This window comes from Pseudomonas sp. LBUM1658, from assembly GCF_059716055.1.
Genome location: NZ_CP166798.1, coordinates 2,658,812 through 2,671,195, shown reverse-complemented (window position 1 = coordinate 2,671,195; position 12,384 = coordinate 2,658,812). Strand labels below are relative to the sequence as shown.

At 59.2% G+C, this 12,384-nt stretch carries 13 protein-coding genes; 3 read left to right on the top strand and 10 right to left on the bottom strand.

From position 1 onward, the window contains the following. The first annotated feature begins 66 nt into the window (after positions 1 to 66). Positions 67 to 561, top strand: coding sequence for a PaaI family thioesterase (locus ACA064_RS12335; RefSeq protein ID WP_497673591.1), 495 nt, complete (start codon positions 67 to 69; stop codon positions 559 to 561). A gap of 188 nt (positions 562 to 749) precedes the next feature. Here ACA064_RS12335 and uxuA read toward each other — a convergent pair whose 3' ends face one another. The 6 genes from uxuA to ACA064_RS12305 form a co-directional block, all read right to left on the bottom strand. Continuing rightward, positions 750 to 1,925: a mannonate dehydratase gene (uxuA, locus tag ACA064_RS12330; RefSeq protein WP_497673590.1), complete on the bottom strand. Its 1,176-nt coding sequence runs from the start codon at positions 1,923 to 1,925 to the stop codon at positions 750 to 752. A gap of 1 nt (position 1,926) precedes the next feature. Continuing rightward, positions 1,927 to 3,399, bottom strand: coding sequence for a mannitol dehydrogenase family protein (locus ACA064_RS12325; RefSeq protein WP_497673589.1), 1,473 nt, complete (start codon positions 3,397 to 3,399; stop codon positions 1,927 to 1,929). A 16-nt stretch (positions 3,400 to 3,415) separates the two neighbouring features. Then, a complete protein-coding gene (locus ACA064_RS12320) occupies positions 3,416 to 4,708 on the bottom strand; it encodes an MFS transporter (RefSeq protein ID WP_497673588.1) in 1,293 nt (430 codons plus the stop codon). Positions 4,709 to 4,800: 92 nt separating this feature from the next. Further along, the gene (locus ACA064_RS12315) at positions 4,801 to 5,832 is read right to left on the bottom strand and encodes a Zn-dependent oxidoreductase (RefSeq protein ID WP_497673587.1); all 1,032 of its coding nucleotides are present in this window, start codon (positions 5,830 to 5,832) and stop codon (positions 4,801 to 4,803) included. A 90-nt stretch (positions 5,833 to 5,922) separates the two neighbouring features. Continuing rightward, positions 5,923 to 7,134: a D-mannonate dehydratase ManD gene (gene manD / locus ACA064_RS12310; RefSeq protein WP_497673586.1), complete on the bottom strand. Its 1,212-nt coding sequence runs from the start codon at positions 7,132 to 7,134 to the stop codon at positions 5,923 to 5,925. A gap of 4 nt (positions 7,135 to 7,138) precedes the next feature. Continuing rightward, a complete protein-coding gene (locus ACA064_RS12305; protein WP_497673585.1) occupies positions 7,139 to 8,140 on the bottom strand; it encodes a sugar kinase in 1,002 nt (333 codons plus the stop codon). A gap of 218 nt (positions 8,141 to 8,358) precedes the next feature. Here ACA064_RS12305 and kdgR point away from each other — a divergent pair, with 218 nt between their 5' ends. After that, positions 8,359 to 9,162 carry a DNA-binding transcriptional regulator KdgR gene (gene kdgR, locus ACA064_RS12300; RefSeq protein ID WP_497673584.1) on the top strand — a complete coding sequence of 268 codons (804 nt, stop codon included), beginning with the start codon at positions 8,359 to 8,361 and terminating at the stop codon, positions 9,160 to 9,162. Between the two features lie 52 nt (positions 9,163 to 9,214). Here kdgR and ACA064_RS12295 read toward each other — a convergent pair whose 3' ends face one another. From ACA064_RS12295 to ACA064_RS12285, 3 genes are read right to left on the bottom strand one after another with little or no spacing between them, the layout of a single operon-like run. Next, positions 9,215 to 10,030, bottom strand: a complete 816-nt coding sequence (locus ACA064_RS12295; protein ID WP_497673583.1) for a DUF3618 domain-containing protein — start codon at positions 10,028 to 10,030, stop codon at positions 9,215 to 9,217. After that, on the bottom strand, positions 10,027 to 10,458 hold the full coding sequence (locus tag ACA064_RS12290) for a phage holin family protein (protein WP_497673582.1): 432 nt from the start codon (positions 10,456 to 10,458) through the stop codon (positions 10,027 to 10,029). Before ACA064_RS12290 ends, ACA064_RS12295 begins: the two co-directional genes overlap by 4 nt. Then, positions 10,458 to 11,108, bottom strand: coding sequence for a hypothetical protein (locus tag ACA064_RS12285; RefSeq protein WP_497673581.1), 651 nt, complete (start codon positions 11,106 to 11,108; stop codon positions 10,458 to 10,460). The genes ACA064_RS12290 and ACA064_RS12285 overlap by 1 nt, the downstream gene beginning before the upstream one ends. A gap of 282 nt (positions 11,109 to 11,390) precedes the next feature. Here ACA064_RS12285 and ACA064_RS12280 point away from each other — a divergent pair, with 282 nt between their 5' ends. Next, positions 11,391 to 11,681, top strand: a complete 291-nt coding sequence (locus ACA064_RS12280; RefSeq protein WP_497673580.1) for a hypothetical protein — start codon at positions 11,391 to 11,393, stop codon at positions 11,679 to 11,681. A 33-nt stretch (positions 11,682 to 11,714) separates the two neighbouring features. Here the strand turns inward: ACA064_RS12280 and ACA064_RS12275 are convergent, their stop codons facing one another. Further along, entirely contained in the window at positions 11,715 to 12,185 is a 471-nt protein-coding gene (locus ACA064_RS12275) for an Lrp/AsnC family transcriptional regulator (protein WP_497673579.1), read from the bottom strand. Positions 12,186 to 12,384 lie beyond the last annotated feature (199 nt).

Genomic DNA, 12,384 nt, shown 5'->3' with positions numbered 1-12,384 from the left:
CGGCTCTGGCTCACCGTGTAAGCGGCCAGACCTGGTTAGTATTTTCAAGAATAAAAAGGAATAGCCATGAATGACAGCTCCCTGCAAGACATCGCCGCGCCTGAAGGCGTCTGTTATGGCTGCGGCAGCCGTAATCCACACGGGCTGCACATCAAGAGCCACTGGCATGAGGATGGCGTGCATGTCGTGGCCGAGCATCTGCCTGAGACCAAGTATTGCGGCTGGCCGGATCTGGTCTACGGCGGGCTGATCGCGATGCTGGTTGATTGCCATTCGAACTGGACTGCCATGGCGTACCACTACCGTGCGGGAAACCGCGAGGTGGGCAGCCTTCCGCGCATCGACTGCGTCACTGGCAACCTCGGCATCAAGTTCATCAAGCCGACACCGATGGGCGTGCCTCTGACCTTGCGTGCCAAGGTCGAGGGTGAGGTAGGACGCAAGAGCCGTGTTATCTGCGAGGTGTATGCCGGCGATGTGCTCACCGCTATTGGCGACTCGATTTTTGTTCGGGTAGATACCGGGCAATTGGCCGCCACCGCCCATGGCCGTGAAGCTTGATTCTTTCAAGCTGACTGGCACGGTCGAGTGTGTGGCGAGGGAGCTTGCTCCCGCTGGGTCGCGCAGCGGCCCCAATAAGGCTACTGCGGTCTTTCAGAGAGAACTCTGCGACCTGTTTCAGGGCTGCTGCGCAGCCCAGCGGGAGCAAGCTCCCTCGCCACAGCGGTACCCTGATCGGTTCGCAGCGATCAGCTGCGCTGATGCCGCACGGCTAACTCGACGCCCCTTATTTCAGCCAGCCCCTTGAGGCGACCGATCAAGGAGTAGCCGGGATTGCTTTTGCGCTGCTGATCATCAAGCAGTTGATGCCCGTGATCCGGACGCAATGGCAAGCGTGGGCCACCTTCGCGTTCACGCCTGTACTCCTCATCGACCAAGGCGCTGATCACGCCAACCATATCGACGTCCCCGTCCAGATGATGGGCTTCATGAAAGCTGCGCGGATCGGCTTCCCGGCGGGTTGAACGCAGATGGGTGAAGTAGATGGACGGCGCAAAACGCTTGGCCATCGCCACCAGATCGTTATCCGCGCGCACGCCGTAGGAGCCGGTACAGAATGTCAGGCCATTGGCTGGACTGGGCGCGGCATCCAGCAACCATTGGGCGTCATCGGCGGTGGAGAGAATTCGCGGCAGGCCAAGCAATGCGCGAGGCGGGTCGTCCGGGTGAATCGCCATGCGCACACCGACTTCTTCGGCGAGCGGAATCACCTCGCGCAGAAAGTGCCCCAGGTGTTCACGCAAACGGGTCTCATCGATGTCGGCGTAGGTCCGCAGCAAGGCCCGAAAGTCATCCAGGCTGTAATGCTCTTCGGCGCCCGGCAAGCCGGCAATCAAGGTATTGACCAACGCCTCGCTCCGGGACGGCGTCAGTTGCTCGAAGTAGGCCTTGGCCTGTTGGATATCGTCGGCGCTGTACTCATCTTCCGCCCCAGGGCGCTGCAGGATGAACAGGTCGAACGCGGCGAATGCGGTTTGATCGAAACGCAGCGCCCATCCGCCATCGTCGAGTTCCCAGGCCAGATCGGTACGGGTCCAGTCGAGAATCGGCATGAAGTTGTAGCAGACGATATCAATGCCGCAGGTCGCCAGGTTGCGCAGGCTTTGCCGATAGTTGGCGATGTACTCGTCACGCCGACCACAACCGCGCTTGATGTCTTCATGGACAGGAATACTCTCAACCACCGACCAGCTCAGCCCGGCGGCTTCGATCAACTGTTTGCGAGCCTCGATGGCCTCCACTGGCCAGACCTGGCCATTGGGAATGTCGTGCAAGGCAGTGACAATGCCCGTCGCACCGGTTTGTCGAATGTCCGCCAGAGAGATCGGGTCCTTCGGGCCAAACCAACGCCAGGTATGTTCCATGTCATTTTCCTTCTTGGTTATCTTGTTGTGGAAAGGTTTTCAGATGGCTTCGAATTCCGTCGCGACCGAGGGTGCTGTAGGCCTGCTGCACGGCGTCGCGGAACTGGCTGCGGTCAGCTAACGCCGTGGGGAAGACTTCGCTCAGGTCGAGAAAGGCCTCCACCAACTGCGCGCCGTGCAGCCGGGCAGCGAGATCGGCGAAGGTCGCACGCAAGGGGTCGTCGATAACAGGCGTCGTACTCCCAGGCGAATGGTGCCCGCAATAATGAATCCAGGCCGCGACACCCAGCGCGGTGCAGGCAATGCTGCGACCGTCGTCAAGCAACTGTTGTGCGCCGAGCAGCCAGCGCTGCGGCAATTTCTGCGAACCATCCATGGCGATCTGCCGCAGGCGATGTTGCAGGCTGTCATTGGCAAAACGAGCGCAGAGTTCGCGGGCATACAGTGCCAGGTCGATACCTTCGGGCATGTTCAGAGTGGGAGCGGCTTCCTCGGCCATGTAGCGGTGGATGAAGCGTGCGAGATCGGCGTCGCCGATCGCCTCGAACACCGTCTCATGACCGGCCAGTAAACCGATGTAGGCCAGCAACGAATGGCTTCCATTGAGCATGCGCAGCTTCATGGTCTCGAACGGCCGGACGTCGCGAACCATCTGCACGCCCTCTTCCTCCCAGTCCGGACGCCCGAGCGGGAAATGATCCTCGATCACCCATTGACTGAAGCTTTCAGACTCCACCGCTGCGCGGTCCTGACAGTCGAGCTGTTCGTCCAGTCGAGTGAACGCGGTAGCATCCATCGCCGGAACGATTCGATCGACCATAGAGCCGGGAAACGCCACCTGCTCGTCGATCCATTTTGCCAGCTGCGCATCCTGCGCGGCCGCCAATGCTCTGACGGCCTGTCGGGTTCGCTGGCCGTTGTCCGGCATGTTGTCACAGCACAGCACCGTGAACGCCGCAATGCCTTCGGCGCGTCGGCGACGCAGCGCTTCCAGGACAATGCCAGGGGCTGTACGTGGTGTTTGAGGATGAGCGATATCATGGGCAATGGCCGGGTCTTCAGTGCGCAACTGCCCCGTGGTCGGGCTCAGGTAATAGCCTTTCTCGGTGACGGTCAGGGTCACGATCCGCGTTTGTGGATGGGCCATGCGCTGCAATAAAAGTGCAAGTTCATCGCCGCCGTCACCGACGTACAAAACCTCGCGCAACACGGTGATTTCACGCAGAACCACCTGCTCGCGGTCGCGATATTCCGCCACATGGTAGCGACCCTCCTGATTGCGCAATTGATCGACCAGTGCGCGATTGGAACGAAGGTTGGCGCTGCACAGCCCCCAGTCACCGCCACCATGGCGGGCCAGGTTGCGTTGCAGATAAACCGCCTGATGGGCGCGGTGAAACGCCCCCAGGCCCAGATGCACGATACCGATCCCGGGTGCTGGACCTGTCGAAGGAATACGCTGAATAACGGACATTGGCGCTCTCCTTCTTCTAGGGATGATTCAGAGCCGGACTTGGCTGGATGCTGGCAGTTGGCGACGAGGCTACGTCGGCTACCGCCAGTGGCTTGACGAAACGTGCCACACACGCAGCACCGATCACGGTCAATAGCCCCGCCAACAGGAAGGCGCTGGTGAACGAGCCGGTGAACTGGACGATAAACCCGGTCAAGGTCGGCCCGATAATGCCCGACGTATTAGCCAGAAAATGCATGAAGCCACTGACTCCACCGACGCGGGCGGCGGGTACGGTGTCCTGAATGATTGCCCAGTAGATAGCGCCGGTGAGGTAGAGGAAGAACACCGCCAGGGCCACCAGGATGACTGCCGGATACAGGGTTTTCACTATTCCGGCGAAACCGATGCAGCCTGCGCAGGCGAGCAGGCAGGTCACCAGTACGACCTTGCGCGAGAACATCATTCGGCCGGTTTTCTTGAACACAAAGTCGGAGATGAAGCCACCCAGGGCCAGGCCAAGGAAACCCAGCAGCCAGGGAATGACGGTGGCAATGCTCATGTCTTTGACGTTCAGGCCGTGGGCCATGGTCAGGTAGCTGGGGAACCAGGTCAGAAAGAAGAACAGCGTGTAGTTATAGGAAAAGAACGCTAATGAGGTGAACAGCACCGTGGGTTGTTTGAGGTAGTAGCGCAGCGGTTGAACGGCTTGGGCAGCCATTTCGCTCTCGCCCTCTGCCAGCAGAATGTCCTCGGCCGCCTTGCCCTGGGGCTTATCCTTGACGAATTTGAACCACACCGCTGCCCAGATCAGACCAATCACCATGATGATGATGAAGGAAATCTTCCAGCCGTAACTGATAGCGATAAATCCCACCACCGGACCGGAAATCGCGCCGCCCAATGGCGTCCCGGACATCGAAGCGCCTAGCGCCCGCGCCCGTCGTTTGGGTGTGTACCAGTTGTTGACCATCTTGCTGGTAGTGACACTCAGCGGGCCCTCGCCCATGCCGAACAGGATCCGGATGAACACCAGCGAGGTGAAGCCGATGGTCAATACGGTCAGACCGCTGAACAGCGACCAGAGCACCATCGCCAGCAGCAGCGTGGTTTTTGCGCCGTAGCGATCGGCAGCCCAGCCGCCGATGAAATTGAACACCGCATAACCGACGAAGAAGCTGCTGAAGATCATCCCCATTTCGCCCGTACTCAGACCGTAGTCCTTCTGGATGAAAGGGGCCGCCACAGACAATGCCGAACGATCCAGGTAATTGATGACACCTGCCAGGAACAGCATGATGATGACTAAGCTACGACCTTGACCAAACATTTGAAACCTCCCGCTTTTTTGTGTTTATTCGGTGAGGGTGCCCATCCAGGGGCACGATAAAACCCGGCGGCCCATGCAGGCGCCGCGGGTTCTCAGTTGAGCTCGCTCATCAGTTCCACCAATACCTTGCGGGTCTGTTCGGGATGGTTCTCGATCATCTCGATGGCGGCGGGCATTTCGTCGAACGTAACGCGATGGCTGATCAGGTCCTGGACTTGCAATTTGCCGCTGGCGATCAGTTCGATCACCCGTGGGAATTTGCGGTTATTGAGGCGCGAGCCGACCAGCGTCAACTCCTTCTTGATCACTTCCAGCTGCACCAGATCACTCGGTATGGCATTGAAACCGAGCAGCCCGATGCGTCCCGCGGGCGAAGCCAGACGCACCATTTGCGGCATCAAAGCAGGAATGCAGGCGGCATCGACGATCAACGGCACCCCTTCACCCTGGGTGAGTTCGCGCATCTGCGCCTCGACATCCACCTCCTTGCCATTGAGGGTCCGGCTCGCGCCCAGGGCCCGCGCGGTGTCCAGTCGGGCTTCGATGACGTCGGTGACGGTAATGTCGGTCAGCCCCAGCGCCCGGGCCATTTGCACCAGGGTCAGCCCGATCACGCCAGCACCGTAGATCAACAGGCTGTCGCCGGGATGCGGTTGCATGCGATCGAGCACGTTCAGGGCGATGGAATAAGGCTCCACCAACGCCGCGTGGCTCAGCGACATCGAGTCAGGCAAGCGGTGGGCATTGGTCGCCGGAACACAGACCTGCTCACTGAAGCCGCCGTCTCGATGCACGCCAATCACTTGCAGTTGCGTGCAGACATTGGGTCGATTGATCCGGCAGGGATAGCAGGTGCCACAGCTGATCACCGGATCGATACACACCCGGTCGTCGACCTGCAGGTGCTCGACCCCCTCGCCTACCTGCCGGACAACACCGGAAAACTCATGACCGGTCACGCGGGGGAAGCGCACAAAGGCGTTCTGCCCATGGATGATGTGCATGTCTGAGCCGCAGATACCGGCGTAGGCCACATCGACCTTGACCTCACCGCGGGCAACCAGTGGCAGGTCGACCTGGGCCAGCCCGAATTCAAAGGGTGCTCTTACCTGGAACGCTTTCATCGGATAACTCCTGTCAGGACGCGGCGTCCTGTTTTTTGTACTTGTAGTTATTCAACAGCTGAACAGTCGTGGAAAGCTTCAGAACGGCGCTTACCAGTGCCAGAGCGTACCGTCCTCAAGACGGTTGACCGGCAGGCTGGCGCGTTTATAGGGATATTTCGCGGCCAGGCTTTCATCGATGTCGACGCCATGCCCTGGCACATCGCCGGGCGTGAAATGGCCGTCCTCGAAGCGGTAGGCGTGGGGAAAGACTTCGTCGATGCGCGGGTCGTGAGGCATGTGTTCCTGGATGCCGAAGTTCGGCACCCACATATCGAAATGCAGTGCAGCGCCCATCGTCACTGGCGACAGGTCGGTAGCGCCATGGAAGCCGGTGCGCACCTGGTAAAGCGCTGCAAAGTCGGCAATCCGCCGCACATGAGTGATACCGCCGGCATGCACCAGCGTCGCGCGAATGTAGTCGATCAACTGCTCCTGGATCAGCTCGCGACAGTCATGAATCGAGTTGAACACCTCCCCGACCGCCAAGGGTGTAGTGGTGTGCTGGCGAATCAGGCGAAAGGCTTCCTGGTTCTCGGCCGGCGTACAGTCTTCGAGCCAGAACAGGTTGAACGGCTCCACCGCCTTGCCCAGGCGCCCCGCTTCGATCGGCGTCAGGCGATGGTGGACATCGTGGAGGATATGCAGGTCATCGCCGAAACGATCGCGTACGGCGGCGAACAGTTTGGGCACGTAGTTGAGGTACTTGGCGGTGTCCCAGACATGTTCGGCGGGCAGGTCGCTGTCGGCCGGCTCATACCGCTCGCCGCTGCGCTTGGCAACGCCGTAGGTGGTGGCAATGCCGGGGATCCCGCATTGCACGCGCACGGCCTTGTAGCCCAGTTCGACATGGCGGGCGACTTCTTCCAGGCAACCTTCGATGTCCTTGCCGGTGGCATGTCCGTAGACCATGACCCGCTCGCGGCTCTTGCCGCCCAACAATTGGTACAACGGCATGTTCGCGGCCTTGGCCTTGATATCCCAGAGCGCTACGTCCACTGCGGCGATGGCGGTCATGGTCACCGGGCCACGGCGCCAGTACGCCCCGCGATACAGGTATTGCCAGATGTCCTCGATACAGTGCGCATCGCGACCGATCAGCGCCGCAAGAACGTGTTCCTCAAGATAGGCGACCACCGCCATTTCACGGCCATTCAAGGTCGCATCGCCGATACCGTAGATCCCTTCATCGGTGACGATCTTCAAGGTGATCAGGTTTCGACCCGGGCAGGTGACGATAACGCGGGCTTCACGGATTTTCATAAGGTCAGACCTGTGAGGCAGAAGAAAAGGATGGAGTGCTCATGCTCGGCATTGCACTTGTTGGAATTAACGCACCGCGATGCTGGATGACCTCGGCGGCCAGACGATGCCCCCAGCGTGCCGCCAGTTCCGGCTCGCCACCTTGCAGGCGGCACGCCAGGTAAGCAGCGCTGAACGAGTCACCCGCGGCGGTCGTGTCGACGACCTGACGAACGTTTTGCGCGGGCACTTCGAAACGGCCTGCGGTGCATTGGATCAAACAGGACGCAGCGCCCCGCTTGAGGACGACTTCGCTGATGCCGAGTTCGGCATAGACACTGAACAAAGCTTCGGTATCTAGAAAGCCGAACAAGGCCGCGTCGTCTTCCCAGGTGATCAGCGCGAGGTCGGTCTGGCGCAACATGTCGCGGTAGGCCTGCCGGGCTGTCTCTGGAGATGGCCACAGGTGGGGACGGTAGTTGTTGTCAAAAACAATTCGAGTGCCCGATTGGCGGGCCAGGCTCAAGGCGTGCATCAGGTGCTCGCGCCCGGTGGGCGTCAGGATCGCCAGGCTGATGCCGCTCACATAGAGATAGTCGTAGTCCGCCAATGCACTCAGGACGGCATCAGCTTCAGGACCATCGAACATGCGCCGCGCCGCTGCTTCCCCGCGCCAATAGAGAAAGCGTCTTTCGCCAACCGAATCGGTCTGGATGAAATAGAGCCCTGGCAGGCTCCCCTCGATCACCCGCACATGCTGCTCACCGATCCCTTCGCTGCGCCACATCTGACGCATGGCAGCACTGAACGCATCACCGCCCACTGCCGTCACGTAGTCCACGACAACCCCGGCGTTCGAACTCAATCGCGCGAGATAGACCGCAGCGTTGAGCGTATCGCCGCCGAAGGTCTGGCTGATCGCGGTACCGGGCTCACCGCCCATCTCGATCATGCACTCCCCTATCAGCGCCACCTTCAGGGGTCGGGCCAGGCCGGTCTGCGGGCCATGTCCAAGCGTTACCTTCATAACTACGCGCCTTTGGTTTTTATTCGAATGCGTCGCAAGGCTTGGACGCAGAGACGAACCATCGTGTTCTGCAGAGCCATCCGCGCTTTTTAAAACGGCGTTTCATTTTCTTCTGAGGGTCGAGTTTAATCAGATTTCCCGGACCGTCAAGAAAAATGAAACAGCGTTTTGATCCGCTTGCGTATATCCTTGGGTTTTACGTTCCCGTTGGAGCCTTCATGGACAACAGCGTCACCCAAAACAATGAGCTGGTCTCCGCCGTAGGCCGGACCATGGCCGTACTCGAGGCCCTGGCCGAGCATCCGGAAGAAAGCGGCGTATCGGAAATCGCCCACAAACTGGACATGTCAAAAAGCACGGTTTATCGCTTTTTGCAGTCACTCAAGGCGCGGGGCTATGTGGTCCAGGATGCCGAGGATCGTTATCGCCTCAGCGTACGGCTGTTCGAACTGGGGGCTCAGGCCCTGCCCCATCTGGACATCGTCCGGGAAGCAGAGCCAGGTATGCGGCGGATCAATGAGCTGACTGGCGAGACTGTTCACCTGGGCATCCTCGACGAAGGCAGCATCGTTTACGTCCACAAGATCGATTCAAAATACAATCTGCGCATGTACTCGCGCATTGGGCGGCGTGCGCCGTTGTACTGCACCGGCATCGGCAAGGTGCTGATGGCCTGGCTCGAGGAAGCTGAGTTGCTCGCGCACCTAAAGGAAGAAAGCTTCGAGCGCCGTACTGCGAATACCCTGACCAGCATCGAGTCGTACCTGCGAGAACTGGAAGTGGTTCGAGAACAGGGCTATGCCGAAGATCATGAAGAGTTCGAAGACAACATGCGCTGCCTGGCAGCCCCCATCAGGGACCGCTTTGGTCACGTGATCGGTGGCATGAGTGTTTCCTTCCCGTGCTTTCGCTTCAGGGAAGAACTCAAGCAGGACTTCGTGAAAAAACTGATGGAGGCCACTCAACAGATTTCCGGGCAATTGGGTTGGCACCCGCAGCCAGATCCACTGGCGAAGAAGTGATTTGTGGGGTTGGCGGGATGTCGTCCAGACCTCCCGCCTTGCTCCAGCGTCTTCAAGAAGTGCCCAATCCCTGCGACAAGTCAGCTGGCGTTGCGGATGTGGGCTGCTGCGCTACTCCGGTCACGCCTCCTGTATGTTCGGTGGTTTTGGTCACTGTATCGCGTACCGCCTCAAAGCCCTCCCGCGCTTGTTGTTTGACCTTGCCGGTCAGGTTTGCACTGGTCTTGCCCAGGTAGCGTTGCTCAGCCGCCGTGGTGGGCAGCGCCGCTCCCAACATGGCACCCAGGGCGATACCCGCAGCGGCGACTATCAACGGCTGTTCCTTGAGCAGATGACTGAACTGGTTGCTCAACACTTGCGTGTTGCGCACCAAACGGTCACTGGCGTGGTGAACGACGTGGCCGAAGTTGTCGGTGGCGGCGCTCAGATCGTCGCCAACGCTCGCGGCCTTGCCCTTGAACGACTGGTAACCGCCCTTGAGTGTGTCGGTGGTGCTGTGCAGATAGCCACGGGCGCTATCGATGCCGTCCGCCAGGCCGTCGGCCATATCACCGAAGCTGTGCTCATCCGCGTCGAAGCGATCGGCCGGGCGTGGCGGCGGGCGATTCTGGCTCATCATCAACCACAGCAACCCGACCGAAGTCAGCACAGCGGGAACCGGATTATTGCGAACACTGGTGCCCAGGTTGCTCAAGAAGGTGGTGCCGTTGCTCTGCATCATGCTCAACGCCTGGTCGAACATTTGCCCCGGCGTGAATTTGCTTTCCAGTTCATCGACGATGTGGGAAATGCTTGCCCGCTGCGCATCGATCTCGCGCTCGATGGTTTCCGGACTTTTCGCCGACTCGATTTCCAGTTCACGATTCATGACACTTTCCTCCGCAACGCTTCCTGGTCCTTGTTGAGGGCGTCCAGGGTGCGATCAGGCTTGAAGTGGGATGCTTCGAATTGCTTTTTTCCCGCCTGCAACATGACGAACCCGACCACCATCACCACCACACCGACAATCAATGCAGCAAACCAGGGGGCCATGACGATGCTCAAGCCATAGACGGCTGACATCAACAGGATGACGAACCCGGCAAGCAGCACCATCGCTCCGCCGGCAATGCCTGCAATGGCCGCTTTCAAGGTCGTGAGGCTGGCCTGCATTTCAGCTTTGGCCAATGCCAGTTCCTTGGTGAACAGCACCGGCACTTCCCGGGACAATTGCCGCAGCAAACCTATGACCGAGCTGTCGTGGTCGGCAGGCGGTATCGGATGCGCGCGCGGCCTATCCATTTCTTCTCTGTTCATCACAGTTCTCCTTTGAAGTGGCTCGAGTCAGGTCTCGAGGTTGGGGCGAAATCCCCAGGGTAGTCCTGGGCATTCGGTGAGGCTGGCGTGGCGCCTGTAGCCGATTCTGAAGAAGGACCGGCACCGCTCGGGACCGAAGTTTCGTAGGGTCGCTGAGCGCCGAAACCACCGGAGGGAGGCATGGAGGTGCTTCCGGCTGCCGGATCGCTGTTGGCAGATGTGCGAATTTCAGCACTGCCGGCTTTCAAAAACCGCGACAGGCCAAAACCCACCGCGATGCTGCCGGCAATGAACAACGCCGGATTGTTGCGAGCCAGGTCTGCTCCGTCATGCAGCAGTTGTTCGGCGCTTTTGTTGCGTAGCTTTGCAGCCAGCCCGCTCATGTTCTCGGCCATATTGGCGACGTGGTCGGAAAGACCGAGCGTGTCATTGGTTTCGATTTCCGAAACCAGGGATTTGGCACCTCTGGCCAGGGCCTCGATCTGGTCGGCCGCGGTGTCACGGTACTGGCCAAATTGCGCATCGGCCTGCTGCCGTGCGTCTCCTAGAGTCTCGGTAACCTCCTCCTTCAAATGCTCAAAGGTTTGCTCCGGCCGTGTCGGGTTCTGCTGGGCGGACGGTTGTCCGGTCCTGCTGTCTGGAGTATTCATCTCGTCCCTCACTTCTTAATGAAAAACAGATTCCAAGTGGTCCGCCGCGGTAAACCCGCAGATGCCCCTCAGTTCAGATGACGAAGAGCCTTTAAAGGAGTTCCAACGAGATGATGAGTGATACATCGGACACTTTGAGGGAGATGGGCGTGCCAGGACCTGCCGGTGGTCGTTGCATTTCGCTTGTCACCGGCGTTTGGCTAAGCTAAACAGATCGGGACGATAGCGGCCATCAGCTGATCTGGATTGGCATCAAGACGGTAACTCACTAAGGAGACGACTATGTATGCGGTCATAAGAACCTACTCGGGTCCTGGCGCAAAACAGCTTTTCGATCTTTTAGAACAGCAAAAGGCCGACGTCGAAGCTGCCCTGCGCAAAGTGTCTGGCCTCGCAAGCTACACACTGCTACCTCTCGGAGATGGCGGGATGTCGGTGACTGTTTGCACGGACAAGGCCGGCACCGATGAGAGCATGAAAATCGCGCGCGACTGGATTCAGCAAAACGCCTCGCATATCCATGCGAACCCGCCGGTCATCACGGAAGGCCCGGTCATCGTGCAGATCAATTAGCGCGCCCTTGGGTGCAGCCGATGGTGATCGGGTTCAGACCGGCACGCTAGTGGTGTACTTCACCCGCGATAGCGCGAACTGTGAGCTGGCATTCGCGACAGCTGAGTGTCGCAACAGGGTGTGCATCAAGAATTGCTCGTAGTCTCGAATATCCGCCGCGACGACCCGAAGCAGGTAATCCCATTCGCCCGATACCGTATAACACTCGAGTATATTCTCCTGGTCTGCAACGAAGCGTTCGAAGGCTTCGGCATCCTCCTCGCTGTGGGACTTGAGCCGCAGCGAGCAGATCACATCGACATCGCGATTGACTGCCCGTCGATCAATCAAGCGAACGGTAGCCCCCAGGATACGTGCCTCTTCCAATGCCCGGACTCTTCGCCAGCAGGAGGCTGGCGAACTGGATACCGCTTCAGCCAGCGCTGCTCCATTGAGACTTGCATCGGACTGTAAGGTGCGAAGGATACGTCGATCCAGATTATCGAGCTGAATGGTTTTTTCCATTTTAAGCCTACTTGTGAATTCAGGATTTCATAGTAGTGCACCACCACGGAATACTGATCAACCAATTTCTGCTCCAGTCGGCAAACTAACCACTCAGTTTGTCCGTCACTCTTTTCCCACCAAACCAGGCGATCTGCCTCGGTAGGAACGCAATCCGCAAAGTGCCCCGCGCCTATGCTCGTGCGCGCTGTCGCGGTGG

Excerpts from the sequence above, each read along its gene's own strand:
- ACA064_RS12335 (WP_497673591.1), top strand. The coding sequence starts at position 67 with ATGAATGACAGCTCCCTGCAAGACATCGCCGCGCCTGAAGGCGTCTGT.
- uxuA (WP_497673590.1), bottom strand. The coding sequence starts at position 1,925 with ATGGAACATACCTGGCGTTGGTTTGGCCCGAAGGACCCGATCTCTCTG.
- ACA064_RS12325 (WP_497673589.1), bottom strand. The coding sequence starts at position 3,399 with ATGTCCGTTATTCAGCGTATTCCTTCGACAGGTCCAGCACCCGGGATC.
- ACA064_RS12320 (WP_497673588.1), bottom strand. The coding sequence starts at position 4,708 with ATGTTTGGTCAAGGTCGTAGCTTAGTCATCATCATGCTGTTCCTGGCA.
- ACA064_RS12315 (WP_497673587.1), bottom strand. The coding sequence starts at position 5,832 with ATGAAAGCGTTCCAGGTAAGAGCACCCTTTGAATTCGGGCTGGCCCAG.
- manD (WP_497673586.1), bottom strand. The coding sequence starts at position 7,134 with ATGAAAATCCGTGAAGCCCGCGTTATCGTCACCTGCCCGGGTCGAAAC.
- ACA064_RS12305 (WP_497673585.1), bottom strand. The coding sequence starts at position 8,140 with ATGAAGGTAACGCTTGGACATGGCCCGCAGACCGGCCTGGCCCGACCC.
- kdgR (WP_497673584.1), top strand. The coding sequence starts at position 8,359 with ATGGACAACAGCGTCACCCAAAACAATGAGCTGGTCTCCGCCGTAGGC.
- ACA064_RS12295 (WP_497673583.1), bottom strand. The coding sequence starts at position 10,030 with ATGAATCGTGAACTGGAAATCGAGTCGGCGAAAAGTCCGGAAACCATC.
- ACA064_RS12290 (WP_497673582.1), bottom strand. The coding sequence starts at position 10,458 with ATGAACAGAGAAGAAATGGATAGGCCGCGCGCGCATCCGATACCGCCT.
- ACA064_RS12285 (WP_497673581.1), bottom strand. The coding sequence starts at position 11,108 with ATGAATACTCCAGACAGCAGGACCGGACAACCGTCCGCCCAGCAGAAC.
- ACA064_RS12280 (WP_497673580.1), top strand. The coding sequence starts at position 11,391 with ATGTATGCGGTCATAAGAACCTACTCGGGTCCTGGCGCAAAACAGCTT.
- ACA064_RS12275 (WP_497673579.1), bottom strand. The coding sequence starts at position 12,185 with ATGGAAAAAACCATTCAGCTCGATAATCTGGATCGACGTATCCTTCGC.